We start from the raw sequence: 24,978 nt of genomic DNA, 5'->3' as shown, positions 1-24,978 counted from the left end.
TTGCAAGGTTAGATCGAAAGCCTGCTGATCCAGGAGCCCCATAGATGACAAACCCACTCTACGACCAACTGTTCGGAAAGCATGCCGGCAAGAACACACCCTTTCTGATCTTTCAGGACGGCTCCATCCTGACACATGCTGCGTTTCTGGAAAGCGCGGCGCAGATTGCCCATGTTCTGACCGACAACGGCATGGTGGCTGGCGACCGTCTCGCCGCCCAGGTCGAAAAGTCGGCCACGTCTCTGGCTCTTTACGCGGCCTGTGCCCAGGCAGGGATCGTGTTCCTGCCGCTCAATACGGCCTACACCGTCGATGAGCTTAGCTACTTTATTGAAAACAGCGGCGCCAGGACCGTGGTCTGCGACGGTGGCAGCAAGACCTTGCTGGACCCTGTCGTCTCGAAACTCGGCGCCCGCCTCGAGACGCTCAACGCTGACGGAAGCGGTTCGCTGACGGATCAGGCGAATGCCAAACCCTCGGAATTTGCAACAGTGGAACGAGCGCCGGACGATCTGGCCGCTTTCCTTTATACCTCCGGCACCACCGGGCGGTCCAAGGGGGCAATGCTGACGCAGGCGAACCTGTTGTCGAACGCCGCCACCCTGGCGGAGCTCTGGCGCTTCTCCGACCAGGATGTGCTGCTGCATGCCTTGCCGATCTTCCACACACACGGGCTTTTCGTTGCGACCAACGTGTCGCTGGCTGCTGGTGGCGCGATCCTGTTCCTGCCGAAATTCGATCTCGACGCCATGATCGATCTGATGCCCAAGGCAACGACGATGATGGGCGTGCCGACCTTCTACACCCGACTGCTTCAGGACGAACGTTTTACGGCGGACCTCACAAAGGGCATGCGGCTGTTCATTTCCGGAAGCGCGCCGCTGCTTGCCGAAACGCACCGGCAGTTCGAGGAAAGGACCGGTCACCGGATCCTGGAGCGATACGGCATGACCGAAACCAATATGAACACCTCCAACCCGTACGAAGGCGAACGCCGCGCCGGGACAGTCGGCTTCCCGCTTCCGGGCGTGGAGCTGAAGATCACGGACCCCGCGACGGGCGACACGTTGCCGGCCGAAACGGTTGGCCAGATCGAGGTGCGCGGACCGAATGTCTTCAAGGGGTATTGGCAGATGCCGGAGAAGACGGCTGCCGAATTGCGGGAAGACGGCTTCTTCATCACCGGCGATCTAGGGATGGTCGACGCAGACGGCTATGTCCATATCGTCGGGCGCAACAAGGACCTGATCATTTCCGGTGGCTACAACGTCTACCCGAAGGAAATCGAGTTGATCCTGGATGCCCAGCCCGGTGTTCGGGAAAGCGCCGTCATTGGTGTGCCGCATTCCGATTTCGGTGAAACAGTGCTGGGCCTGGTGGTGCCGGATAGCCCGGAAACGCCCGACCTGGATGCGATCCTTGCTGTTGCCGGAACATCGCTCGCCCGTTTCAAGCATCCGCGGAAGCTTGTTCTGGTCGACAGCCTGCCGCGCAACACCATGGGCAAGGTCCAGAAGAACGTTCTTCGTGAGCAGTTCAAGGACACTTTCGCAACCGCTTGATATCAGCCGTTTGATCCGGCCGGCGTTAGATGCCGGCCGTGAATGCGGATAGCAGGCCGGTCTTCCGGGTCGGTCTACAATCCATACACGTGCGAGCCCTGAAGAAGGAAGCAGGAAGGCCCCGGGCGGCAGGATCAGTTCCAGCCGCCGGCGTAGGTCTTGTAAAAGATGTGCAGGCCGACTTTGCCGCGCTTGGCCATGGACTTCGCCCACCGCGGGTTGACGTAGGTCGCGTGATAGTGGGTCGAAGCGTCGACCATCTTCGAATAGCGCTTGCCGTCAGCGACATCCCTTGCCAGCTTCTGGGCCGTTGCCCAGGCAGTCGGGCTGGAAATGCGATCCTTGATACCATCGCAGGCAAAGGAGAACTGGCAGCGGTTGCGTTTGTGGCGGTTCTGGTAAACGACGCCGCAGATGCTGTCCGGGTAGGCCGGGTTCTTGACCCGGTTCAACACGACCTGTGCGACGGCCACCTGACCGTCTTCGCTTTCACCGCGAGCTTCAAAGTAGATGGCTTCGGCAAGGCAGCGCTGCTCTTTCTTGTCTCCAACGGACAGCGGCAGCGGCTTTTGTGCCCACCAGTGCGGGTTGTCGGGATCTTCCGGCGGCGGCAGCTCCTGCTCGTACATGGCAGCGCCGAACAGCGCGTCGAAGGGTTCCTTGGTTTCCTTCACGCTTTCAGGAGCGTAGGCGGAAACGAGGGAGAAGCTGGCGGCAGCGGCATTGCGCGCCATCATGACCTTTTGCAGGTCCAGCGGCCCACCTTCCGGGAAACCATCCTTGCCGTTGCTGGCGAGCATGCTGGTTTCCTGGGAGTTGAGCGGCTGTGCCTTGACGAAGGCGACGCGGGGCAGGTCCTCGTGTTTCTTCTCCGTCGAGATCAGGCTCGACATGGCGTAGAGATTGCCGGCTGCCCTGTCGACCATCTGACGGTCCGGTGCCATCGTGATCAGGCGGTCGCTTTTGGCGGTGCTGTTGGTAACGATCGTATCGGGGACTTCGGTCGGCCTGGCACTCATGGCGACCTCTTCAAAACCGACGAGTGGCTTGGCCTCGAAACCCTCATCTGCGGACGTCAGTGTCAGAATCGGTGCGGAGATATGGTCCGGTACCGGCGTCGTGCCGAGCGCCAGTTTCGGTGCAACCTTCGTCGTGAAATTCGCTGGCTCAAGATACATCATCCAGCGCGGCGATTCCGCCTTGCGCGAGTTGACGAGCGAAAAGATGTCCTGGTTTCCAACCGATCCGCCGATACCGAGCCAGACCAGTGGACAGGCAACAAGAACATATTTGAGCCGGCGCATACGCGCACGGACCGGGCCGAAATCTTGTGTCACTTTAGAAGAAAACCGCTTTCCGTTGCGGGACTTAAGGCCAGACATACGCAGCCAACTCCAACTCGTTACACATCGTCCCGAAAACGCCGGACGAACAGCGTGAACGCTGTGTAAACAACGACGCTGAAATTGAAGATGTCTGCTTAACCTTGAAAGAGCGTTAATAAGACTGGAATTCGTGGAAAATCGTGGAAGTTTTCGCGCCGATGGGAGGAGTTATGGTTAATATTACTAAGGACTTAACTTTAATGGTCGTGTTGAAAAAAATCGCAGAAAGCCGTCAGCGTCCGCCTACACGAAGCCCGGGGGCAGGCCGTTCGCTCAACAATTGATGGCGAAACCGGAACAGGGCAGCCGGGCGGCCCCCGGTCGCGGTCGACGTTGCGCCGGTCGGTTCGACAAGGTCGGCGTTTTCTACCAGGCGGCGGAAATTCTGCTTGTGCAGATGACGTCCCGAAATGGCCTCGACCGACGTTTGAAGCTCGGTGAGCGTGAAGGTCTCCGGCATCAGCTCGAAGATCACCGGCCGGTATTTCAACTTGCCGCGCAACCGGGAAATGGCGGTCGCCAGCACCCGGCGATGGTCGAAGCGCATCGACGCGCCGAGAAAAGGCAGGTTTGACCGCCGCAGGGCCGCGGGCCGTCCGTCGGTCCGGGCTTCTTCGACGAGGCCTGCTTCATAAAGAAGCTCGAACCGCTCCAGCGCCCTCTCTTCATCCCAGGAAGTTCCGCCAGTACCAAAGGCAAGCCGCACCCGTTCCTGACGCCCAAGTGGTTTGGGCGGCTCGCCCGAAGGCGGCGGTTCGCTGGCCCAGGCGTCGAGAGCCGGCAGGATGTCCCGATCCAGGACATCGGGACGCCCGGTGCGCCAGTCTTCCCAGGGGAAATAGTCGTACCAGGAACGCCATGCCGAATCGTGCCGCAGGAGCATGCTTTCCGAATCCGGGGTCTGACGTGTCAAAGCCAGATATCCGACCGAAACCACATGCGGTCCTTCGTCACCGAAAACACGGTGCCGGCCACGGTCGCCGAAGGTGTAAAGCTGTTCGACGTATCCCAACCTCAGCGCGGTCTGGTTTTCCACCCAGGAACGCAGGCCGATTTCGAAGGTGCGGTGACGGATCGGGTCGAATGGACCAAACGGAAGGCTGTCGAGTGTCGCCTCACCTGGTGCGTTCGCGCCGCTCTCTGCTCCGGTTTGCCCACCTGTCTGCGGACTTGCCTCCTTCGCATCGTTCACGTGAACGATCTGGGGCAGGCCCCCGGCAACCGATACGATGACGGCATTCAATCCGATTTCAATATTGGCTTGCCGGTGGGGCATTGCGTCTCCGTGGTTGGTCGTCAGTCGATCGGCATGACAAAGGGGGTGCCCTCAAAGGCATTTGCACCGCGGCCGATGCCGCGGATGGCGTCGATCATGCGGCCATCACGGCCGAGGATCTTGTCGCCCATCGCAACAATCCGGGCGTTTGGTGTGGCCGACGGCGAACGCGTCCTAAGGATCTTCGCAAGATCGTATTCATCCGCATTCGGGTTGAGCGCACAGGCTGCCACATAGGCACCGGCCGTCGAGCGGCTGATGCCTGCCCAGCAGTGTATCACCAGCGGTTCCTGCCGGTCCCAGGATCTCACGAAGGACAGAAAAGCCTCCACTTGCCTTTCACTGGCCGGGATCAGCCCCTTCACCGGCGTTACAATGTCGTTGAAGGCAAGAAACAGATGGCGCTCCGGCAAGATACCGACGGGTGTCGGCACGTTCATTTCGGCGTTGATCAGGGTGATCACGGATTTGGCGCCGGTGGAGACCACCGTTTCGGGCAATTTCGACAAGGAACAAACGTGCAGCATGACAGAACCGGTTCTTCGTATCCGTCAATAAACTAGGGTCATTCGTGGGCAAGGTCACCCGTTAGCTTGTCTGCTTTTCGGGTTGTTCCCAGCTTCGCGCAGGGCTTCGATTGCTTCAAAGCGCTGCATGAACATTTCCTGGGCAGATTTCACCGGCAGAGGCTCAAGGCCGTAACGCAACTTGCCGTCCGCATCGAGCGGGAAACCGCGTGGCTTGCCGAAAATCTTGGCAGCTTCGTCTTCGTCGAAACCGGCCAGTTCCACCGCCTCGAAATAGGCACAGATGATGTCGGCGCGCTTTGCGAGCTTCTTTACGGCCACGGGAATTGCGGCGGGCAGACCGAACCGCAGGTGGATTGCCCCCTGCAGGCGGGATTCCACTCCCTTGTAGGCTTCACCGATGACGGACTTGAAGGGGGATATCATGTCGCCGATGACATATTCCGGCGCATCATGCAGCAGAACAGCCAGGCGCCAGTGCGGCGGCAGGTCCGGTTTCAGCATCATGGCGATGTCTTCAACGATCAGCGAATGTTCCGCGACCGAGAAGGCATGGTTGCCATAGGTCTGTCCGTTCCAGCGGGCGACACGGGCAAGGCCATGGGCGATGTCGGAGATCTCGACGTCGAGCGGTGAGGGGTCCAGAAGATTGAGCCGTCTGCCGGACAACATGCGCTGCCAGGCGCGCGGGGGCTGGTCGGTTCGGGCAGAGGCCATCGGTCCTCAAAGATCTCGCGGTTTCAATCCGCGGTGCTGGGCTCCGGCAAGGAAAACGATGCCCAGTCGGGCACCTTGACCAGAATCTCCGTGTCACCGCATTGCAGAGGGATGCCGTTGTCCTTGGCTTGGGCTACCTTGTCAAGACGGAGCAGGGCAAGGCCCACAGCGCTGTCGCCGGTACCGGCACTGGACCCGAGCGCCCCGACGGATTTGCCGCCGGCCATGATATCAGCACCCTTTTCAGGAAGCATCGCGCCGCTTTCGATCTGAACGAACCGCTTGCGGGCACTGCCCCGGTGCTGCATGCGCGAAACCACTTCCTGACCGACGTAGCATCCCTTGGAAAAGGAAACACCGCCAAGCTGATCCAGATCGGCATCGTGAGGGAAAATGTCCGAGTAGTCGTAGTCTTTCAGACCTTCCGGCACGCCTTTTGAAATGCGGTGAAGATCATAGGCCGCAACGTCCGCAGGTGAACCATCGAGCATTGCGGAAAGATCAGCCACTGAACCGGAAATGCGCATCCCGAGTGCTGGCAGCCGCGGATCCGTGACGCAGGCCAGGGCTGCCTCCGGAACAAGGTTCAAAGCGTTGTCCGCTTCCGGAGTGTCATCCCAAACCGCAATCACTCCGACGTCTTCCGGCAGCAGTTCCAGTTCCACCTTTGCCCGCAGCCGATAGAATGTCAGCCGTTTCAGAAGGTCGGCTGCCGTTTCGGCGGGGGCATCCAGCAGATACCCGGTTTCGACGCGATAAATCAGGAAATCGAACAGGATCTTGCCCTGGGGCGTCAGCAGGGCACCTGCGCGAGCGCCACCTCCCGTCATGCCGTCGATATCTGCCGTCACCAGGTTTTGCAGGAAATGCTGTGCCTCGGCACCGCCAACGCGGATCAACGAGCGGTCGGACAGATGGGCATAGGACAGGGTCGACACGGCAGGCTCCATGGAACGGATGACTGTTTCAGACAGTTTGTCTGGCCAGTTTCACTTGAGTGCCACATAGGCGCTTTCCCCACCGTGGGCAAGGTTCTGAATCTGTCGACCCCTGTCTGGTCCTTTGCCGCCGGGCCGCGTATAAGCCCGTTAAACCGACCTGCCGATAGACCCGAATTAACGCGGAGGAGCCACATGAGCGCGACCTATGACCTGATCCTGAAGGGCGGAACCGTAGTCAATCAGGACGGCGAGGGGCAGCGTGATGTCGCTGTTCGCGGCGGCCGGATTGTCGGCATAGGCACCTTCGACGCTTCACAGGCAGGCGAAACGGTCGATTGCACGGGCCTGCATGTCCTGCCGGGCGTCATGGACACCCAGGTGCATTTCCGCGAGCCCGGTCTCGACCACAAGGAAGACCTGGAATCCGGTTCCCGTGCTGCCGTCATGGGCGGCGTCACCGCGGTCTTCGAGATGCCGAACACCAATCCGCTGACAACCTCCGAGGCAGCCCTTGCCGACAAGGTGCGGCGTGGACACCACCGCATGCACTGCGACTTTGCCTTCTGGGTCGGCGGCACGCGGGATAACGTCAAGGACATTCCCGAGCTGGAACGACTGCCGGCGGCAGCGGGCATCAAGGTGTTCATGGGGTCTTCCACCGGCGACCTTCTGGTGGAAGACGACCAGGGCGTGAAGGAAATCCTGTCCGTAACCCGCCGCCGGGCGGCCTTCCACTCCGAAGACGAGTTCCGCCTGCGCGACCGTCACGGAGAGCGTGTTGAAGGCGACCCGAGCTCCCATCCGATCTGGCGTGACGAGATCGCAGCGCTCCAGTGCACCCAGCGTCTTGTGGGCATTGCGCGCGAAACCGGCGCCAAGATCCACATTCTGCATCTGTCTACGGCAGAGGAGGTCGATTTCCTGATCGACCACAAGGATGTCGCCTCCATCGAGGTGACACCGCACCACCTGACATTGACGGACGAAGCCTATCACCGGCTGGGTACGCTGGTTCAGATGAACCCGCCGGTACGTGCACCGCGCCACTCGGAACGTCTCTGGTGGGCCTTGCAGCAGGGCATTCTCGACATCTTCGGTTCCGATCATGCCCCGCATCTTCTGGAAGAAAAGCAGAAGCCCTATCCGGCGTCTCCGTCCGGAATGACCGGTGTGCAGACGCTGGTTCCGATCATGCTGGATCACGTCAACGCAGGCCGTCTCAGCCTCGCGCGCTTTGTCGACATGACCAGTGCAGGCCCGGCCCGTCTCTTCCAGACGGCACTCAAGGGCCGGATCGCAGTCGGCTACGATGCCGACTTCACCGTGGTGGACATGAAACGCAAGGAGACGATCCGCAACGAGTGGATCGCCTCCAAGTGCGGCTGGACACCTTATGACGGCAAGGACGTCACCGGCTGGCCGGTTGGGACTGTTGTCCGCGGGCAGCGCGTCATGTGGGACGGTGAACTGACGACACCCTCGCGCGGCGAACCCGTCCGTTTCCTGGACGGACTGAAAGCCTGAGAAAAGCCACTCCTGCGGGAACCGTTGGCGTGAATGGGCCGTTTTCCCCATTCAGGCCCCGTTCACGTTGTGGCTGCTAGCTGTACAAAATGTGATGTGAATAACAGCCGCGAGCTGGGTAATGTGCGATTTTGCGGCTGAAAGGTCGAAGGAAACCAATAAGTAACCGTGTTTCCTAACCCGATCTACACAGGTGTCGGTTACAGTTTTAATCGAGCTTTATGGGTATTTGCGTTGGGGAGCTCAGGGATGTTGTCATTGGAAATGAATAGCCGGAGCAGGCACAAGCGCTCGCTGCTCAACCTGACCGGTGCCGCAGTTATTTCGTTCGCCGCCATGTCGGCCGCATTCGCGCGCGACGCCGCTCCGGAAACGGATGTGGCAAGCGAACCGCCATTGCACATGCTGGTGTCGCTGGACGAGCAGAAGATCAAGGTCTATCGCGGCCTGGATCTGATCGAAGTGTCGTCGATTTCCTCCGGGAAGCGCGGCCACAGCACACCGACCGGTGTGTTTTCCATTCTGGAAAAGAGGCGTAAGCACTTTTCCAACCTCTATGACAATGCGCCGATGCCATTCATGCAGCGTCTGACATGGTCGGGCATTGCCCTGCATGTCGGCAGGTTGCCCGGCTATCCGGCTTCGCACGGTTGCATTCGTCTTCCGAAAGCCTTTGCACAGTCGCTTTACAGCATGACCGAGCGCGGCATGCATGTTGTCGTGACACGGGGCGAGGCGAACCCGCTTGGTGTGCATCACGCTGTATTGCCACAGCCCTATGTGCCTGAAACCGAGGTCGCAAGCCTGACGGACGAGACCATTGCAGCCGATCCGGCGCTGCGTGGTGCCATTCAGGAAGCGCCCCTGCAGGCTAACCTGCCGGCCGTACAACCGGAAAATCCTTATTTCGATCAGCCTCTTCGGATGATCATCACGCCGCAGAAAGCACCAAGCCGTATTCAGGTGCTGCAACAGCTGCTCAACCAGATGGGCTTCAATGCCGGTCCGGAAGACGGTGTCATGGGTCGCAAGACCCGTGCAGCAATCAGCCTGTACCAGGAAGGTGCCGAGCTGCCGGTAACCGGTCAGCTGACCAATGCACTTGAGGTCCGCATCCATGCCGATGCCGGATACGAAGAGCCGAAGAATGCAACGCTGCGGATCCGTCGCAAGTTCCGCGATGTCTATTCCGCCCCTGTCTCGATCAAGGATATCGACCAGGAAATCGGAACGCACGTTTTCACTGCCATGGATTTCAAGCCCGGCGACTCGTCGGTCGAGTGGATGGCGGTATCTGCGGAAGGTGAACGCGGTGGCGCGTCGATGGACGTTCTCGACCGGATCGAGATGTCCAAGAAGGTGGCGCTTGAAGTTTCCAGGATGCTGACCCCGGGTTCGTCCCTGACGGTCACGGACCGAAACTTCACCCGCAACACGGGTCTTGGCACCGACTTCGTGGTTATCACGCGCTAGGTTCGGATCTCCCAACGGTCTGGACGGAAACACAGCCCCCGCTTCGGCGGGGGCTTTTTGTTTCATTTCCGCAGGGGAGGAAGGCTCTCCCTCGGCGAAGACACGCCTGGAACACTGAGGCAGGTCCTCACCGGCAGTTTATTATCCGGATAACGGCTCGATTCTCCGCAAACGTCACCAAACTGTCGCGTCCGTCACGTATCGGAAGGCAGTTTATTGGCGCAGGTGACTCGGGAGAAAGACATGGCGCAGAGCACGCTCACCGCATCGAAGAAACGTCTCAAGAATGCGGTTCACCGTTCCGAAGCCACCTCCAAGGACGGTTTTCTCGAGCGGCTGTTCACATTCGCCTTCAAGGGCCTTGTCTATCCGCAGATCTGGGAAGATCCGGATGTGGACATGAGGGCTCTTCGCCTGACGCCGGACTCCCGAATGATCACGATCGCGTCGGGCGGCTGCAACGTCATGTCCTACCTGACGGCAAATCCGGCCGAGATCACTGCGGTGGACCTCAACCGTGCACATGTGGCGCTGGGCCGGCTGAAACTGGCGGCAGCCAAGCATCTGCCGAATTACGAGATCTTCTACAGGTTCTTCGGCGAAGCAGACGAAAAGGCCAATGTTGCCGCCTATCAGCGTTTCCTGAAAGACAAGCTCGATCCTGAAACGGTCGCCTACTGGGAAGGCCGTGACATGGCCAATTGGGGCCGCAAGAGGATCACGCTGTTCTCGCGCGACCTCTATCATCACGGTCTGCTGGGCTATTGCATCGGAGCAGGACACCTCGTGGCAAGGCTCTATGGCATCGATCCGAAGCACATGGTCAAGACCAGGTCGCTGGAGGAACAGCGCACCTTCTTCGATACCGCACTGGCACCGCTGTTCGACAAGCGTCTGGTGCGCTGGGCAACGTCCAAGAAGATGTCGCTCTACGGCCTCGGCATTCCGCCTGCGCAGTATGACGCCCTGGTATCGGCCAGTGCCGAACGCGACATGTCTGCGGTTCTGCGTCAGCGGCTTGAAAAACTCGCTTGCGACTTCTCCATGCAGGACAACTATTTCGCCTGGCAGGCCTTCGGCCGTGGCTATGCTCCAAGCGGTCAGGACAGCACCGGTCCAGCCGGACCGTTGCCGCCTTACCTCAAGCGCGAGCATTTCGAGGAAATCCGTCAGCGTGCGGGCCGGGTCCGTGTGCTCAATCGCAATTTTACCGAACACCTTCAGTCGGTTCAGGACAATACGCTAGACGCCTATGTGCTGCTGGACGCCCAGGACTGGATGACAGATCATCAGCTCAATGCACTCTGGACCGAGATAACACGGACCGCGCTTCCAGGTGCCCGGGTCATCTTCCGCACCGCTGCCGAACCGACACTTCTGCCGGGCCGCGTATCCGACCAGATCCTGAATCGCTGGACCTACGAGAAAGAGGAAAGCCTGGAGCTTGGCCGTCAGGACCGCTCCTCCATTTATGGTGGCTTCCATCTTTATGTGTTCAACGGCTAAGCTGGCCGTCCTGCGTACGGAAACATAGCGTCATGACCCAAGCCGTCGAAACGGCCCGGCTGATGGATACCGTCTATCGCCATCAGCGCCATTTTTACGACCTGACCCGCAAGTTCTACCTGCTCGGGCGCGACAAGCTGATCCGCGAGCTTCAGCCGCCGCGAGATGGCGTCGTACTGGAACTTGGCTGCGGCACCGGCCGGAACATGATAGCGGCTGCAAAAGCCTACCCGGACGTTCGTTTCTACGGTCTCGACATTTCCAGGAACATGCTGGAAACCGCGCAGAAGAACATCGACAAGGCAGGCCTGACAGACCGGATCGCGCTTGTGGAAGGCGATGCCGCAAACCCGGCGGCAACGGAAGGTTTTGGTGTTCCGGCTTTCGACCGCGTCTTTTATTCCTATACGCTGTCCATGATCCCGATCTGGCGCGAAGCATTGGCGGCAGGTGCCGCGCGGCTGGCGCCGGAAGGGCGGATCCACGTGGTCGATTTCGGTCAGCAGGAACGCTTGCCTGGCTGGTTCAAGCGCGTGCTGTTTGCCTGGCTCAAATCCTTCCACGTATCTCCGCGAGCCGACCTGGAGGACGAGTTGAAGGCCCTGGCTGCCAGCATCGGCGCAGTTGCCTCTTTCCATCGCCTTTATGCCGGCTACTCGGACTATGCGGTGATCTCGAAATCGCAGTAACCGACGCACGCAAAACACGTCGGATCGCTACAGACCCGGCGTCGAAGTTACGGACACCCCTGTTCGGCCCAAAGCCGCAACGCATTCTTGAAAGTGCCGCCGTAGGGGTGCTGTTTCTCGATGGTTCTGGACTTGTCTGCGACATAGGTCCTGGCCTGGTCGCACAGGTTCGCCTGCTCCCATTGATGACAGGCGGCACAAGTCTTGTCCTTCCAGACCGCTTCCGGCAGACCCTCGATCGGCGGGAATTTCGGCGATCCGGTGATCAGCTCCGAAATGCTTCGGGTGGCGATATCCGGCTCTCCCATGGCAAGGGGAGCGTTGAATGCTATGACGGCTGACGGTTCCCCCGGATCGGCGGCAGGTGAGCCTTGCTCGGCGATGGCCGGCGCGTCTTCCTGTTGCGGCTGATTGGCGACCGGGTCCGTGCTCTGCTCCTTGTTGACGATCGTTTGCAGCTCCAGGCGAGCGAGTTCGGCAAAGGCACCGTTCGGATATGCATCCAGATAGGTTTGATAGGCGCTTGCGGTTCCCTCTCGGCGCGCTGTTTCGATCATGTCACGCTCGCTTGTCTGGGGCGTGACAGGTTCGGATTCCTGTTGCGGGGCAGGTGTCGCCTGCGCGGCGGGCTGCGTTTCCTTTTCCATCAGGGCCGTCAGGAGTTCCCTGGCTTCTGCGGAGTATCTGCTGTCCGGATGCGCGCGCAGGAACAGGAGGACCTGCAAGGGGTCCTTGCTGAGTTTCACCGTGTCCCAGATCTGGCGCAATTCGACTTCCTCTGCCGAGGGCGCCTTGGCCGGGACAAACTGGAAATCCACGGTGAGGGAGGATGTATCCCAAGGGGTCTGCTGGTTGCCGGTCTCCTTCAGAACATCGACCCGCACCGCCTTGAAAAGGGTTTCGACGGGCATGCCGGGTGTCGGCATGTGCCGGGCCAGCGCTTCGGTGAAGGGGCTGTTGCCGCCGATACCATCGAGCGCGATGTCGCCCGGTGCGGTGGAATAGGAGAGGAAGGTGCCTCTTGGAGCCTTCATTTCTGCCAGACCGTTGTCGCTGAGGTCCGGGATGGAAACGAACGGGTTGTTTCGGCAGGCATCCAGAATGACGATGTTGGTCCGGTTCCGCGCTGAAAACATCTGCCGTAGAACGGCCTGTGCAGGGACACCGACCAGGCTGAGGTCGGCAGCATCCTGAAGTTCGATATCGACTGGCAGGAGAAAGTTTGCACCGAACGATTGCACACCGTGGCCGGCATAATAGAACAGCCCGGTTGCATCCTCACCCGCGGCCCGCAACTTGCTGCCGAACTGCGAAATCGCCGTGATCATCTCGTTCTGGCTGGAGTCGGTGACGAGGGTTACCTCGAAGCCGACCTTGCGCAGCGCGTCGGCCATCAGGCTTGCGTCGTTCACCGGATTGTCCAGCGGTGTGACAGTCGTGTAGGCGCCATTGCCGACAACCAGAGCCAGTCGTGGTTCCGCGTGAGCCCTCTCAGACAGCGCAGCAATGGTCACTGTCAGTGCCAGGAGGATTGCGATTGCAAAGCGGTTCATGTTGGACCTATTCGACAACGACAAACTCTATCCGCCGGTTGCGTTGCTTTCCTTCCGCAGAGGTGTTCGGAGCTACGGGACGGCTTTCACCGTACCCGACACTCCTGATCCTGCTGTCGGGAACGTTCTTGGAGACGAGGTATTGCTTGACCGCACCCGCCCGGCGTTCGGACAGGGCCAGGTTCGATGTATCGCTGCCGTCACTGTCGGTATGTCCTCCGACTTCAATGGTCAGCTCAGGACATCTCATGATGATGTCAACAAGGCTGTTCAGGAGTGGCTGGCTCCGCGGATCAAGCTGCGAACTGCCGCTTGGAAAGTAAATGTTGTCCGTGCGGGACAGGATCTCGAACCGGCCGGTGCAAGCCTCGTTGTCCAGGTTGCCTTGCGGTTCAAGCGCGGTGCTTGCGGCTGGCTGAGAAGCGGCCGCCTGCTGGGTCTGGTCGTCGGCATCGTCCTCCTCCGTTTCGCCCGATTTGCGGGCGAAGACGAAATCGAAAGAGACCGTTGCCGATGGCACGATGACGACGCCAGCGGCTTCCTCGAGCTTCTTGATACCGCCACCGAGGGCGAAGTCGGAAGCTGCGACAGACACCGGCGCGGTGCTCGAAACGGCAACCAGGTCTTCGCTCAGATAGGTCACCGTAACATTGGCCTCGAACGGTTTTGAGACGCCGTGAAGATCGAGATTGAAAGCAAGCGGGATCGTCTTGCGTTTGACGGTAGGAAGGTCAGCCAGGGCTGACGCATCAATTTTCGTCGTGATGACGGCTTCAGGGAACTCGAACGTTTCGAAGAAGAGAAACCGCATGCGCACGTTTCTGAGGTCGATTTTCGTATCGATCGAATCAAGAAAGATGCGGACCCTGGCGTTGCCGGTATCGTCTATGCCGCCTTCAAATTCCGCGAAAGAGCTGGATTCAACGATGGTCAGGTTCTTGACCGACTGGAAACGCAGGGACGATGCATCCCGTTGCAGGGTCCAGCCGCCTTCAAGGAAATCTTCTGACGCATTGGCAGGCGACTGAAGAAGGGCCACTGTTACCAGTGCAAGGAAGAGCATTTTCCAGGCGAACCGCACACCATTCATCTTCCTACCCCTTCGACCCGGACGGCGTTGATCGCCAATTTTTCGTAACGTCCTGAAAGTTTTACAACGTCAGCGGGGGAATGCAACGGGCCGCTACCGGGTTTCCCGTATTGGTCGCTCGGGTTGGTAAAGAAGCCGGCTGGCCAGTGCTCCACGATGTATGTCATCGATAGGTCCGCTCCTCTATCGGCGTCTGCCTTATCTTTTCCAGCAGCATGTCCAGAAGGGCCTGTTCGGCGCGGTTGAGTTTCGCCTTCGGGTTCCAGACCACATGAACGTCGATCTCCGGCAGCGCGTCATAGGGTGGGAGTTGCCACAAAAGACCCTCTCGAATGTCCCGCTTGGCAACGTGGACGGGCAAAGGGCCGATGCCCAGTCCGGCAATGATCATGCGCCGGACTTCTTCCAGGTTGGCCGATGTGCCGACGATCCGGTCTTCAAGATCCGCTTCCGCCCGCATCAGCGTTACCGGACGAAGGGCGTCTTCCAGCCGGTCGGTCACGAAGCTGACAGCGGACTGGCCGGCAAGGTCGGCCTTTGTCAGGTTGGTCTTGCCGTAAAGCGGGTGAGGCGGACCGCAGAAGAGGCCGAAAAACTCCCGGAAAAGGCGCAGGTACTCAAGCTTTGGATTGCGTTCGCGCACCAGGCAGACGGCGAGCGAAGCCCGGCGGGACGTGACGGCTTCCAGTGCGTCCTTGCTGGCCGAAACGTTGATGGTGAGGGTTGCGGCCGGGTGCCGTTCGTGAAACTCGCGCAGAGTGTCGTCATAGAGCGGCGAAACCACGTGACTGGCCATGGCGATTTCGACGTGGCCGCGGATCTCGTCGGTGACGTCACGCATCAGGGTCCCGAGCCTCAGGATGGAACCCTGGATCTCGATGGCTTCCTTCAACAGCAATTGGCCGGCTTCCGTCAGCTCGAACTGACCCGGCTTGCGATTGATGAGCTTGCGTCCCAACCGGTCCTCCAACCGCTTCAGTGCGCTGGAAACGGTGGGCTGCTTGAGGCGCAGTCTGTCTGCCGCCCGCGTCACACTTCCGGACTGGGCCAGGACGATGAAGGTTCTCAGCAGGTTCCAGTCCAGTTCGCGGGCAAGCCGCTCTGCCTGGATCGGGCGTAATCCATCTGCCATTGATCAGATCTATAGTTATAATTTTCATTATCTATTTGATCAATGAACACCTGCCTGCGACGCTGAAGTCAAGCAATTTTGACAAGGCATCTGGCAGGGTTTGAGCGCATGAGCGTCGAGGCGCGGGAAAAACGACAGCCATGGATACTCCTTTCCCCTGCGCTCACAGCAGTGGGGCTGCTGCTTTTCGTGCCGCTCGTCTTTATTGTCGTCTATTCGTTCTGGCTGCGCACGGCCACGGGCGCTGACCAGGCGGGCTTTTACCTGGACAACTGGAACGAGGCGCTGACCGATCCGTTCTATCGGGACATCCTGCTTGGTACGTTGCGGATTGCCGCAATCACCACATTTGCCTGTGCCGTCATGGGCTATCCGGCCGCTTATTTCATTGCCCGTTCGCGTGGCAACAAGGCCTTGCTGCTGCTGTTGCTGATGCTGCCGTTCTGGATCAGCTACATCATCCGGACCATGTCCTGGATCAACATCCTGGGTGTATCGGGTGCGGTCAACTGGGCCCTGCTCAACCTCGGCATCGTCTCCGAACCGGTCCAGATGCTCTACAACGAGCCGACCGTGATCCTCGGCCTCGTGCATTTCCTGCTGCCCTTCATGGTGTTGAACGTCTATGTGGCGCTGGAAGGGATCGATGTTTCGCTGGAGGACGCGGCCTGTTCCCTCGGCTCCACCCGCTGGCAGGCATTCCGGGAAGTCACCTTGCCGCTGTCCCTGCCGGGGCTCGCCGCGGGTGGTCTGCTCTGTTTCGTGCTGAGCGCCGGTACCTACATCACGCCGCTGGTTCTGGGTGGTCCGACGGACGCCATGTTCGCCAATCTCGTTTTCGAGGCGATCATCACACAGCTCAACTGGCCGCTCGGCTCTGCGCTCTCGCTCATGCTGCTCGCCGTCCTCGGCGCCCTGGTGCTGATCTACAACCACTATCTCGGCATGGGTCAACTGATGAAGGGGCTTGGCTGATGGGGTGGCAACTGATCCGGGCCTACACGCTGCTGGTCTATCTGTTCATGTTCCTGCCGGTCGCGGTGGTGGTTCTGCTCAGCTTCAACGCCAGCCAGTTCGGCAGCTTTCCGATGACCGGCTTCTCGTTCCGCTGGTTCGTCGAACTGGCCGGAAACGACGCCATCCTGCGGGCGTTCCAGACCTCGATTGTCCTTGGTGCCCTGACCGCGCTGATTTCCACGACACTTGGTGTTCTGGCAAGTCTTGCCCTGGTGCGCTACGACGTGCCCGGCCGCAACCTGATCTCCACCCTCCTGATTGCGCCGATCCTGGTGCCGGAGGTGGTGCTGGCGGTCGCCTTGTTGCTGTTCCTGAATTTCCTGTCGATCAACAAGAGCTTCTTCCTGCTCCTGATGGGGCACGTCATCTTCACGCTGCCCTTCGTCATCCTGGTGGTGCAGGCCCGCCTTGTCGGCATCCGCCGCGACTACGAGGAAGCCGCACTCAGCCTTGGCGCAAGTCCCGTGCAGGCCTTCTTCCAGATCACGCTGCCGCTGCTGGCCCCGGCGGTCTTCGCCGGCATGCTCTTCGCCTTCACGATCAGCTTCGACGATATCACCGGTACCTTGTTCTGGAAGCCGGGCGGCGTCGAAACCGTGCCCACCCAGATCTTTGCCATGCTGCGCAATTCCATCTCCCCGGAGATCAACGCGCTCGGCACCGTGATGATTTTCCTGACCGTCGGCCTGCCGCTTCTCGGGCTGGCAATCGCCCGGCGGATGGCCATGCAGCGCGGCGGTTAGAACCGCGTGATCAAAGCAAGAAACCGACACAAGAACCAGAGTGGAAAACAAGATGGACAATACCAAACGCTATGAGCGTCTGCGCGAACGCTATCTCAACGGTGATCTCGACCGCCGCAAGTTTCTCGGGCTGATCGGGGCAGCCGGTCTGGCCTACGGTGTGCAGACACCCTTTGCCCGCCATGCCATGGCCGCGACGGAGGAAGTCCGCTTCGACGGTTGGGGCGGGGTCGTCTCGGAAGCCTTCCGCAAATATGCCTTCGATCCCTACACCGAAGAGACCGGCATCAAGGTTGTCGACGGAACGTTCGGCGGCGGTGATGAATATCTGTCGCGCGTCAAGGCCAGCCAGGAAGGCGAATACAATATCGCGCACCTGTCAGGCGTCTTCGACTACGCACGCTATGTCAATCTCGGGCTGAACTCGACGCTCAACGAGGACAACATCCCGAACCTGAAATACGTGATCCCGAAACTCACCGACGTCTTCCGCGGTGTCACCGACGGCAAGCTGTCCTGCGTGCCTTATGACTACGGCACCACAGGCATTGCCTATAACCGGAAATACATCTCCGACGACGAAGCCAAGGAAAAGGGTGCAAAGCTCCTGATCGACGAAGCCTACAAGGGCAAGATCGGCGGCTGGTCCGACTGGCGCACCCGCATCTGGTACGCATCGCTGCAGACCGATCAGGATCCGAACAACGCAACGGATATGGATGCCGTCTGGCAGGCTGTGCGCACCAACCGCGATCTGCTGTTGAAATACTGGCAGTCCGGTGCGGAACTGATGAGCCTTCTGGCCGAAGAGGAAATCTACGTTACCGAGGGCTGGTCCGGCCGGATCTACGCCCTTCAGGAGCAGGGTCATGACATCGGCTATATCGATCCGCCCAACGGTTTCGGCTGGCAGGAATGCCTGTTCGTGATCAAGGGCTCGCCAATGGAAGCCTGCGAGGAACTCCTGAACTTCATGCTGGCGCCCGAAACCTCGATCGCGGTCGCCGAAGGCCAGAACTACCCGCCGGCGCTTGACCCGACAAAGGTCGATCTCGGCAAGAAGATCCCGACTCTTCCGGCGTTCGATCCGACCGGCACGCTTGACGGTCTGACCTTCGCCAATCCGGAATACTGGAACAGTCACGAACAGGACTGGTCCAAGATGTTCGGACGGATCCAGAAGGGGTACTGAGCCCGGTACGGCCCCATCACTGACCCAGTACCTTCCGGCAGTTATTGCCGGAAGGTCGTCTTCTCCCCAGGACCTGGAGAATTTGCGTGAGCGCGGTTTCCCTCAACAATATCGTCAAGAAGTTCGGTGGCTTTACCGCCGTTCACCGGATGAGCATGGACATCCCGGACGGAAGCTTCGTAACGCTGCTCGGCCCTTCCGGATGTGGCAAGACGACCACCCTCAGGATGATCGCCGGTCTCATCGATCCTTCCGAAGGCGATATCACCATCAAGGGTCAACGCATCAACGATGTGCCGATCCACAGGCGAAACCTCGGTCTCGTGTTCCAGAACTACGCGCTCTTTCCGCACAAGACGATTGCCGAAAATGTGGCTTTCGGCCTGAAATACCGCGATATCCCGAAGGCGGATGCCGAAAAGAAAGTGCGCGATGCGCTGGAACTGGTTCAGCTTCCCCATGTCAGCGACCGTTATCCCAAGCAGCTTTCCGGTGGTCAGCAGCAGCGTATCGCGCTGGCGCGGGCCATCGTCATAGAGCCGGACGTGCTGCTTCTGGACGAACCGCTGTCCGCGCTCGACGCCAACTTGCGCGAGGACATGCGTGTCGAGCTGAAGCGCATCCAGCATCAGATCGGCATCACCACCGTTTTCGTTACCCATGACCAGTCCGAAGCGCTCGCCATGTCCGACCGGATCGTGGTGATGTCCAACGGACGTGTGGAGCAGATCGGCACGCCGCAGGAGGTTTACAACACGCCTGCAAGCGAGTTCGTTTCGCGCTTCCTGGGCATCTCCAACATTCTGCCAGCGACGTGCCAGGCGGTGAACGGGCATGAGCTGTCCCTTGAACTGCCTTACTTCGGCAAGATCAATGTGCCGAGGGAAAAGGCCCCCAATCTTTCGCAGGCCGGTCCTGCACAGCTTGTTATCCGGGCTGAAAAACTTCTGCTGGCGGAAAAATCCGCTCCGGCGGATGATCGCATCGCGCTCGACGGCAAGGTCGAGGCGGTGGACTACCAGGGGCAGGCGGCACGGTATTTCGTGCGTGTCGGCGACCAGCAACTTCAGGTGATCAACATGATCGATCAGCACCCTTTCGAGGAAGGCTCGGATGTCTCCGTTCGCTTCCGTCCGCGCGACTGCGCAGCCCTGCCTGGAGCTGCTTCATGAGCCGTCCGCAAACCTCTCATCTGTTCTATCAGTCTCGTCAGCGCCGGCCCGTTCTGGACCAGGCGCGCGGTGTCTACATGTGGGACGTCGACGGCAAGCGCTATCTCGACGGTTCGTCCGGGGCGATGGTCTGCAACATCGGCCATTCCAACCCGCGCGTGCTGGAGGCAATGCGCAAGCAGATGGACAAGTCCACCTTCGGTTACCGCCTCCATTTCGAGACAGAGCCTGCGGAACTGCTGGCCGCCAGGACCGCCGCACTGGCGCCCGAGGGGCTGGAAAAGGTCTTCTTCGTTTCCGGCGGGTCGGAAGCGGTGGAGAGCGCCATCAAGCTGGCCCGCCAGAACGCCATCGCGATCGGACAGGCGCAGCGTTACAAGATCATCTCGCGCGAACCGAGCTATCACGGCTGCACGCTCGGCGCTCTGGCCCTGACAGGCTACGCACCCCTTACTGCGCCGTTCGACCCCATGATGCGGCCGATGCCGAAGATCCCGGCACCGCGTGCCTATCTCGACGGACTGGATCCGGACGACGAGGCAACGGGCAGACACTACGCCGACATGCTGGAGGCAAAGATCCTGTCCGAAGGCCCGGAAACGATCTTGGCCTTTATTGTCGAGCCGATCGGTGGCGCCTCCACCGGCGCGCTCGTGCCGCCGAAGGGGTACATGCAACGCATTCGCGAGATCTGTACGCGCTATGGCGTCCTGCTGATCCATGACGAGGTCATGACCGGTGGCGGGAGGACCGGAAAGTTCTTCGCCGGTGAACACTGGAATGTCGATCCGGATATTCTGGTGATCTCCAAAGGCTTTGCTGCTGGTTATGCGCCTCTGGGCGCCATGATTGCGCACAAGGACATCGTCACCAACGTGCTCGACAATGGCGGTTTCCTGCATGGTTTCACCTATGCCGGCAATCCGCTTGCCTGCTCTGCCGGTCTGGCGGTGCTGGAAGAGATCGAGCGGGAAAACCTGTGCCAGAACGCGGCCGAGACCGGGGCGCTCCTGAAGAGCGAACTGAAAAAGCTGATGGACCGCTATTCGATCATCGGCGACGTACGCGGCGAAGGGCTGTTGCTGGCCTTCGAACTGGTCGAGGACCGAGCAAGCCTGAGACCGCTCGCAAAGGAACTGAACGCCTTCAACGAACTGGTCGATATTGCTTATGAGAATGGCCTTATCATCTATTCCCGCCGGACGCGGGGCGGCTACAGCGGCGACCACTTCCTGATTGCGCCCCCCATGATCTCGACACCGGATCATGTAGCCGAGATCATCGAAGGTCTCGACCTTTCTCTCCGCCAGTTTCTCGACAGGATTTCGCAGCAACAGGCCAGAGCCAGCTGACATTCAAGACATGACAGACAAGATCATCATCACCTGTGCCGTCACGGGCTCCATTCATACACCCACCATGTCGCCTCACTTGCCGGTGACGCCTGCCGAGATTGCAGGCCAGGCGATAGGCGCTGCCGAGGCGGGCGCCGCAATCCTGCATCTTCATGCCCGAAATCCGGAAACCGGCCAGCCGTCGGCACGGGAGGCCGACTTCATGGCCTTCCTTCCGGAGATCAAGGCGGGCTGCGGCGCGGTGCTCAACCTGTCCACCGGTGGCAGCGCGATCATGAGCCTGGAAGACAGGCTTGCCGGTCCGCTGAAGGCAGAACCGGAAATGTGCTCGCTCAACATGGGCACAATGAACTTTGCGCTCTATCCGCTGGCCGACCGTTACGACGCGTGGGTGCATGACTGGGAGCAGCCTTTCCTGCGCGGAACGGATGATCTCGTCTTCAAGAACACACCGCGGGATATCGAATTCGTGTTGACGCAGATGGGTCAGCAGCGCGGTGCGCGTTTCGAGTTCGAGTGCTACGACGTCGGGCATCTTTACATGCTGCGCCACTTCGCCGACCGGGGTCTCGTCAAGCCGCCGTACTTCATCCAGTTCGTCTTCGGCGTTCTGGGCGGTATCGGTGCGGACCCGGAAAACCTGCAGCACATGAAGCGGATGGCGGACAAGCTTTTTGGCGACGACTATATCTTCTCCGTTCTTGCGGCGGGCCGACAGCAGATCCCTTTCGCCACCATTGCTGCCAGCATGGGCGGGCATGTCCGTGTCGGGCTGGAGGACAATCTCTACATCGCCAAGGGTGAGCTGGCCCGCTCCAACGCGGAGCAGGTCACCAAGATCCGCAAGATTGTCGAGGAACTCGGGCGAACGGTCGCAACACCGGAAGAAGCCCGGCAGATGCTGGGCCTCAAAGGGGCCGGCGAGACGGCCTTCTGATCATGAGCAACATAACGATCAGGCGGGCGGAGCGGGGTGATGCCGAAAGGCTTCACGCAGCGCTGTTCCAGCTTTCTGCCGATATGGGCGACACTCACGTCGCCAGTCTCGATGATGTGATCCGCCACGGTTTCTCGGAAACTCCCGCCTTCTTTGCGCTGCTTGCGATCCGGCCTTCTGACGACCGAACACTCGGCGTGTTGCAAGCCTCGCCTGTCTTTTCGACGACGCGTGGTGGCACCGGTCTCTATGTTTCCGATCTTTGGGTCGATGGAGAAGCACGCGGAGAAGGGCTGGGCCAGCGCCTGCTTGCCGCCAGTCTGGACCTTGCGCCTGATAGCTGGACGCCGGTCTTTCTGAAGCTCGCCGTTTATCACGACAATCCGGATGCACGCCGTTTCTATGAACGGCTCGGTTTTGCGCCACGGAAAGGCGAAACCGTGTTCGATCTGCGCGCACCGGCACTCGACAAATTGAGGGACCGCTCATGAAAGCCATTTTTGACGACCGCCAATGGGTGCACGATCCCAAGCATTTCATGGCAAACGGCACAAGGCTGGCCAATCCGGAACAGCCGAAGCGCATCGAGGTCCTGACCGAAGGTGCAAAGGAAGCGGGCTGTCGTTTCGAGGTGCCGGACGACCATGGACTCGGCCCGATTGCCGCCCTCCACTCTGCGGAATACCTCGTTTTTCTTCAGACCATCCATGAACGCTGGAGCCGGATCGAGGGAGCATCCGACGAGGTCATCCCGAACATTCATCCGGACCGGCGCACGGCAAGTTATCCGCGCTCCGCAGTCGGTCAGGCCGGGTTCCATCAGGCCGATACCAGTTGTCCAATCGCAGCCGGTACCTGGGAAGCGGCCTACTGGTCTGCCCAAAGTGCGATCCACGGTGCGGACATGGTGGCGGCCGGGGAACAGGCCGCCTATGTGCTGTCGCGCCCTCCCGGTCACCATGCATTCGCCGATCTGGCGGGCGGCTTCTGTTTTCTCAACAACTCCGGCATTGCAGCCGAAAGGCTTCTGAAGGCAGGCAAGCGTCCGGCGATCCTCGACATCGACGTCCACCACGGCAATGGCACGCAAGGCATCTTCTATGAGCGCGGTGACGTTCTCACCGTTTCGCTGCATGCCGATCCGGTGCGGTTCTATCCGTTCTTCTGGGGCCACGGCCATGAGCGCGGCGAGGGCGCGGGACGGGGTTGTAATCTCAACCTGCCCCTGGCACGCGGCACCGGGGATGACGCGTACCTGAAAACCCTGGAAACGGCCTTCGACCACATTCGGGCCTTCGGCACCGATATTCTGGTTGTTGCCCTGGGGCTCGACGCTTATGAAAAAGATCCTCTCAAGGGACTCGCCATCACCACTCCCGGGTTCGGACGGATTGGTGCCGCCATCGCGAAGCTCGGCCTGCCGGTGCTGTTCGTGCAGGAAGGCGGTTACCTGTCGGAAGAACTCGGCCAGAACCTCACCAGTTTCCTGAAAGGGTTCCAGGACGCATGATCGAGACATCGGATTTTCTGATCATCGGCGGCGGCATTGCCGGCACCGGGGCCGCGGCACGGCTTGCGCCGGACGCAAAGGTCACCGTGCTGGAAATGGAAGATGCGCTTGGCCGGCACGCGACCGGTCGCTCCGCCGCCATCTTCATCCGCAACTACGGCAATGCCACCTTGCGGGCCTTGAATGCAGCTTCTGAACCGGTTCTGAAGAACCCGGAAGGGATATCGGAGGAAAGCCTGCTGTCGCCCCGTGGTGAAATGCTGATTGCGACCGAGGACGAACTGGACGCGTTCAAGGCCTATCTGGACGGTGCCGACGGTATGGAAGTCCTGACGGCGGAAGAAGCTGTTGCCCTGTTTCCACTGCTTCGCAAGGAAACGATTGCCGCTGCTGCCATCGAGCGGGACGCACAGGATATCGACGTCGACAGATTGTTGCAGGGCTTTGCCCGGCTTGCACGCAAGGCCGGGGCGCGGTTCGTAACGGAAGCGCCCGCGCAGCGCATTCTCAGAAGCGGCGGGCAGTGGCGTGTCGAGACGCCCAAGGGGGCCTTCGAAGCGCCGGTCCTCATCAATGCAGCCGGGGCCTGGGCGGATCAGATCGCGGGTCTCGCAGGCGTTCGCAAGGTCGGTCTGGTGCCCATGCGCCGCTCGGCGGCCATCGTGCCGCCGCCGGATGGAGTCGATGTCACGAAATGGCCGCTCGTCGCCAGCGCATCGGAGCAATGGTATGCCAAGCCGGATGCCGGCAAGTTCATGGTATCGCCTGCCGATGAAGACCCGGTGGAGCCGCACGATGCCTGGGCCGATGACATGGTTCTGGCTGAAGGTCTGCACCGGTTCGAGCAGGCCGTGACGATGCCCGTCACGCGCGTCGAGCGCAATTGGGCAGGCCTGCGCAGCTTCGTTTCGGACCGCACGCCTGTGGTTGGATTTGCACCGGATGCGGAAGGGTTTTTCTGGCTTGCCGGTCAGGGCGGCTACGGCGTACAAACGGCCCCAGCGCTCTCCCGGCTCGTTGCGGATCTTTGTCTCAAACGTCCGAGCGAACTGCCCGAGAAGGTAGTGGCTGCTCTCGATCCCGCCCGCTTGTTCTGAGCGGGCGTCTGTTTCAAGACAAGAAGGAAATCAATCATGTCCGACATCAAACGGCTGGAAGTTGGCCCGCGTATGAGCCAGGCTGTTATCCACGGCGGTCTCGTTTATCTTGCCGGTCAGGTCGGCAATCCTGGTGACACCGTTACCAACCAGACCCAGACGATCCTGGAGCGCATCGATGCCCTTCTGGAGCAGGCTGGCAGCAACAAGAGCCGCATTCTCCAGACCACTATCTGGATGGACGACATGAAGGACTTTGCCGAGATGAACAAGGTCTGGGACGCCTGGGTTGATCCGGCAAACCCGCCGGCACGCGCTACCGGCGAAGCCAAACTGGCAGCCCCGGAATACAAGGTCGAGATCATCGTAATCGCGGCGCTCGCCTAAAGCGAGGTCAGCCGGTTCGAAGCCAGGACTTCCGGTTTCACCCACCGGCGTCATCCCTGCCAGGCGTAGTGCGAGCCGGGATCGGGGAGCCAAGGAGCCATCTTTTGAGGCCGCTCAAACGAGAGGCCCCGGCTCACCGGTCCCGGATCTCCGCTTCGCTGCGTCGGGGATGACGAGCCGAGGGGCACCGTTC

23 protein-coding genes are annotated in these 24,978 nt (G+C 60.2%); 15 read left to right on the top strand and 8 right to left on the bottom strand.

Annotated features, from left to right (window positions below; translation table 11 throughout):
- Positions 1-44: 44 nt before the first annotated feature.
- Positions 45-1,562: a malonyl-CoA synthase gene (locus tag FIV05_RS00250; RefSeq protein WP_152508282.1), complete on the top strand. Its 1,518-nt coding sequence runs from the start codon at positions 45-47 to the stop codon at positions 1,560-1,562.
- 134 nt (positions 1,563-1,696) lie between these two features.
- On the opposite strand, the gene FIV05_RS00245 is transcribed toward FIV05_RS00250, so the two are convergent.
- From FIV05_RS00245 to FIV05_RS00225, 5 genes are all read right to left on the bottom strand, one after another.
- Entirely contained in the window at positions 1,697-2,944 is a 1,248-nt protein-coding gene (locus FIV05_RS00245; RefSeq protein ID WP_152508281.1) for a cell wall hydrolase, read from the bottom strand.
- A 235-nt stretch (positions 2,945-3,179) separates the two neighbouring features.
- Positions 3,180-4,223, bottom strand: coding sequence for an NAD regulator (locus tag FIV05_RS00240; protein WP_152508280.1), 1,044 nt, complete (start codon positions 4,221-4,223; stop codon positions 3,180-3,182).
- Between the two features lie 20 nt (positions 4,224-4,243).
- Positions 4,244-4,750: a tyrosine phosphatase family protein gene (locus tag FIV05_RS00235; RefSeq protein ID WP_152508279.1), complete on the bottom strand. Its 507-nt coding sequence runs from the start codon at positions 4,748-4,750 to the stop codon at positions 4,244-4,246.
- A 54-nt stretch (positions 4,751-4,804) separates the two neighbouring features.
- Complete coding sequence (locus tag FIV05_RS00230) at positions 4,805-5,467, bottom strand: HD family hydrolase (RefSeq protein ID WP_152508278.1); 663 nt, start codon at positions 5,465-5,467, stop codon at positions 4,805-4,807.
- Between the two features lie 23 nt (positions 5,468-5,490).
- Positions 5,491-6,405, bottom strand: a complete 915-nt coding sequence (locus tag FIV05_RS00225) for a folate-binding protein YgfZ (protein WP_286202242.1) — start codon at positions 6,403-6,405, stop codon at positions 5,491-5,493.
- 195 nt (positions 6,406-6,600) lie between these two features.
- Here FIV05_RS00225 and FIV05_RS00220 point away from each other — a divergent pair, with 195 nt between their 5' ends.
- The 4 genes from FIV05_RS00220 (at position 6,601) to FIV05_RS00205 (ending at position 11,600) form a co-directional block, all read left to right on the top strand.
- On the top strand, positions 6,601-7,932 hold the full coding sequence (locus FIV05_RS00220) for a dihydroorotase (RefSeq protein ID WP_152508276.1): 1,332 nt from the start codon (positions 6,601-6,603) through the stop codon (positions 7,930-7,932).
- Positions 7,933-8,196: 264 nt separating this feature from the next.
- Positions 8,197-9,405 carry a L,D-transpeptidase gene (locus tag FIV05_RS00215; RefSeq protein WP_209009813.1) on the top strand — a complete coding sequence of 403 codons (1,209 nt, stop codon included), beginning with the start codon at positions 8,197-8,199 and terminating at the stop codon, positions 9,403-9,405.
- Between the two features lie 243 nt (positions 9,406-9,648).
- The gene (locus tag FIV05_RS00210) at positions 9,649-10,911 is read left to right on the top strand and encodes a DUF3419 family protein (protein ID WP_152508275.1); all 1,263 of its coding nucleotides are present in this window, start codon (positions 9,649-9,651) and stop codon (positions 10,909-10,911) included.
- A 32-nt stretch (positions 10,912-10,943) separates the two neighbouring features.
- The gene (locus tag FIV05_RS00205) at positions 10,944-11,600 is read left to right on the top strand and encodes a class I SAM-dependent methyltransferase (RefSeq protein ID WP_152508274.1); all 657 of its coding nucleotides are present in this window, start codon (positions 10,944-10,946) and stop codon (positions 11,598-11,600) included.
- Between the two features lie 47 nt (positions 11,601-11,647).
- Here FIV05_RS00205 and FIV05_RS00200 read toward each other — a convergent pair whose 3' ends face one another.
- The 3 genes from FIV05_RS00200 to FIV05_RS00190 all read right to left on the bottom strand — a co-directional run bounded on the left by FIV05_RS00200 (position 11,648) and on the right by FIV05_RS00190 (position 15,375).
- Positions 11,648-13,153 carry a caspase family protein gene (locus FIV05_RS00200; RefSeq protein WP_152508273.1) on the bottom strand — a complete coding sequence of 502 codons (1,506 nt, stop codon included), beginning with the start codon at positions 13,151-13,153 and terminating at the stop codon, positions 11,648-11,650.
- 7 nt (positions 13,154-13,160) lie between these two features.
- Positions 13,161-14,243 (bottom strand): OmpA family protein, encoded by a 1,083-nt coding sequence (locus tag FIV05_RS00195; RefSeq protein WP_152508272.1) that lies wholly within the window; start codon positions 14,241-14,243, stop codon positions 13,161-13,163.
- A gap of 163 nt (positions 14,244-14,406) precedes the next feature.
- The gene (locus FIV05_RS00190; RefSeq protein ID WP_152508271.1) at positions 14,407-15,375 is read right to left on the bottom strand and encodes a LysR family transcriptional regulator; all 969 of its coding nucleotides are present in this window, start codon (positions 15,373-15,375) and stop codon (positions 14,407-14,409) included.
- A gap of 108 nt (positions 15,376-15,483) precedes the next feature.
- On the opposite strand from FIV05_RS00190, the gene FIV05_RS00185 reads away from it, so the two are divergent.
- The 10 genes from FIV05_RS00185 to FIV05_RS00140 all read left to right on the top strand — a co-directional run bounded on the left by FIV05_RS00185 (position 15,484) and on the right by FIV05_RS00140 (position 24,785).
- A complete protein-coding gene (locus FIV05_RS00185) occupies positions 15,484-16,350 on the top strand; it encodes an ABC transporter permease (protein WP_031269698.1) in 867 nt (288 codons plus the stop codon).
- Positions 16,350-17,135, top strand: coding sequence for an ABC transporter permease (locus tag FIV05_RS00180; RefSeq protein ID WP_055657952.1), 786 nt, complete (start codon positions 16,350-16,352; stop codon positions 17,133-17,135). Before FIV05_RS00185 ends, FIV05_RS00180 begins: the two co-directional genes overlap by 1 nt.
- 52 nt (positions 17,136-17,187) lie before the next feature.
- Complete coding sequence (locus FIV05_RS00175) at positions 17,188-18,327, top strand: extracellular solute-binding protein (RefSeq protein ID WP_152508270.1); 1,140 nt, start codon at positions 17,188-17,190, stop codon at positions 18,325-18,327.
- Between the two features lie 86 nt (positions 18,328-18,413).
- Positions 18,414-19,499 (top strand): ABC transporter ATP-binding protein, encoded by a 1,086-nt coding sequence (locus FIV05_RS00170; protein WP_152508269.1) that lies wholly within the window; start codon positions 18,414-18,416, stop codon positions 19,497-19,499.
- Complete coding sequence (locus FIV05_RS00165) at positions 19,496-20,851, top strand: aspartate aminotransferase family protein (protein ID WP_023001911.1); 1,356 nt, start codon at positions 19,496-19,498, stop codon at positions 20,849-20,851. The genes FIV05_RS00170 and FIV05_RS00165 overlap by 4 nt, the downstream gene beginning before the upstream one ends.
- A 10-nt stretch (positions 20,852-20,861) precedes the next feature.
- Positions 20,862-21,791 (top strand): 3-keto-5-aminohexanoate cleavage protein, encoded by a 930-nt coding sequence (locus tag FIV05_RS00160; RefSeq protein ID WP_062490162.1) that lies wholly within the window; start codon positions 20,862-20,864, stop codon positions 21,789-21,791.
- A 2-nt stretch (positions 21,792-21,793) separates the two neighbouring features.
- Positions 21,794-22,282 carry an N-acetyltransferase gene (locus FIV05_RS00155; protein WP_152508268.1) on the top strand — a complete coding sequence of 163 codons (489 nt, stop codon included), beginning with the start codon at positions 21,794-21,796 and terminating at the stop codon, positions 22,280-22,282.
- Complete coding sequence (locus FIV05_RS00150) at positions 22,279-23,301, top strand: histone deacetylase family protein (RefSeq protein ID WP_152508267.1); 1,023 nt, start codon at positions 22,279-22,281, stop codon at positions 23,299-23,301. The genes FIV05_RS00155 and FIV05_RS00150 overlap by 4 nt, the downstream gene beginning before the upstream one ends.
- A complete protein-coding gene (locus FIV05_RS00145) occupies positions 23,298-24,398 on the top strand; it encodes an FAD-binding oxidoreductase (RefSeq protein WP_152508266.1) in 1,101 nt (366 codons plus the stop codon). Before FIV05_RS00150 ends, FIV05_RS00145 begins: the two co-directional genes overlap by 4 nt.
- A 36-nt stretch (positions 24,399-24,434) precedes the next feature.
- Positions 24,435-24,785, top strand: coding sequence for a RidA family protein (locus FIV05_RS00140; RefSeq protein ID WP_023001906.1), 351 nt, complete (start codon positions 24,435-24,437; stop codon positions 24,783-24,785).
- The last annotated feature ends 193 nt before the right edge of the window (positions 24,786-24,978 follow it).

Origin of the sequence: Labrenzia sp. THAF191a, from assembly GCF_009363335.1 — a bacterium.
Taxonomy (GTDB): Bacteria; Pseudomonadota; Alphaproteobacteria; order Rhizobiales; family Stappiaceae; genus Roseibium; species Roseibium algicola.
This window is presented reverse-complemented; position numbering and strand designations above follow the sequence as displayed.

Excerpts from the sequence above, each read along its gene's own strand:
- FIV05_RS00250 (WP_152508282.1), top strand. The coding sequence starts at position 45 with ATGACAAACCCACTCTACGACCAACTGTTCGGAAAGCATGCCGGCAAG.
- FIV05_RS00245 (WP_152508281.1), bottom strand. The coding sequence starts at position 2,944 with ATGTCTGGCCTTAAGTCCCGCAACGGAAAGCGGTTTTCTTCTAAAGTG.
- FIV05_RS00240 (WP_152508280.1), bottom strand. The coding sequence starts at position 4,223 with ATGCCCCACCGGCAAGCCAATATTGAAATCGGATTGAATGCCGTCATC.
- FIV05_RS00235 (WP_152508279.1), bottom strand. The coding sequence starts at position 4,750 with ATGCTGCACGTTTGTTCCTTGTCGAAATTGCCCGAAACGGTGGTCTCC.
- FIV05_RS00230 (WP_152508278.1), bottom strand. The coding sequence starts at position 5,467 with ATGGCCTCTGCCCGAACCGACCAGCCCCCGCGCGCCTGGCAGCGCATG.
- FIV05_RS00220 (WP_152508276.1), top strand. The coding sequence starts at position 6,601 with ATGAGCGCGACCTATGACCTGATCCTGAAGGGCGGAACCGTAGTCAAT.
- FIV05_RS00215 (WP_209009813.1), top strand. The coding sequence starts at position 8,197 with ATGAATAGCCGGAGCAGGCACAAGCGCTCGCTGCTCAACCTGACCGGT.
- FIV05_RS00210 (WP_152508275.1), top strand. The coding sequence starts at position 9,649 with ATGGCGCAGAGCACGCTCACCGCATCGAAGAAACGTCTCAAGAATGCG.
- FIV05_RS00205 (WP_152508274.1), top strand. The coding sequence starts at position 10,944 with ATGACCCAAGCCGTCGAAACGGCCCGGCTGATGGATACCGTCTATCGC.
- FIV05_RS00200 (WP_152508273.1), bottom strand. The coding sequence starts at position 13,153 with ATGAACCGCTTTGCAATCGCAATCCTCCTGGCACTGACAGTGACCATT.
- FIV05_RS00195 (WP_152508272.1), bottom strand. The coding sequence starts at position 14,243 with ATGAATGGTGTGCGGTTCGCCTGGAAAATGCTCTTCCTTGCACTGGTA.
- FIV05_RS00190 (WP_152508271.1), bottom strand. The coding sequence starts at position 15,375 with ATGGCAGATGGATTACGCCCGATCCAGGCAGAGCGGCTTGCCCGCGAA.
- FIV05_RS00185 (WP_031269698.1), top strand. The coding sequence starts at position 15,484 with ATGAGCGTCGAGGCGCGGGAAAAACGACAGCCATGGATACTCCTTTCC.
- FIV05_RS00180 (WP_055657952.1), top strand. The coding sequence starts at position 16,350 with ATGGGGTGGCAACTGATCCGGGCCTACACGCTGCTGGTCTATCTGTTC.
- FIV05_RS00175 (WP_152508270.1), top strand. The coding sequence starts at position 17,188 with ATGGACAATACCAAACGCTATGAGCGTCTGCGCGAACGCTATCTCAAC.
- FIV05_RS00165 (WP_023001911.1), top strand. The coding sequence starts at position 19,496 with ATGAGCCGTCCGCAAACCTCTCATCTGTTCTATCAGTCTCGTCAGCGC.
- FIV05_RS00160 (WP_062490162.1), top strand. The coding sequence starts at position 20,862 with ATGACAGACAAGATCATCATCACCTGTGCCGTCACGGGCTCCATTCAT.
- FIV05_RS00155 (WP_152508268.1), top strand. The coding sequence starts at position 21,794 with ATGAGCAACATAACGATCAGGCGGGCGGAGCGGGGTGATGCCGAAAGG.
- FIV05_RS00150 (WP_152508267.1), top strand. The coding sequence starts at position 22,279 with ATGAAAGCCATTTTTGACGACCGCCAATGGGTGCACGATCCCAAGCAT.
- FIV05_RS00145 (WP_152508266.1), top strand. The coding sequence starts at position 23,298 with ATGATCGAGACATCGGATTTTCTGATCATCGGCGGCGGCATTGCCGGC.
- FIV05_RS00140 (WP_023001906.1), top strand. The coding sequence starts at position 24,435 with ATGTCCGACATCAAACGGCTGGAAGTTGGCCCGCGTATGAGCCAGGCT.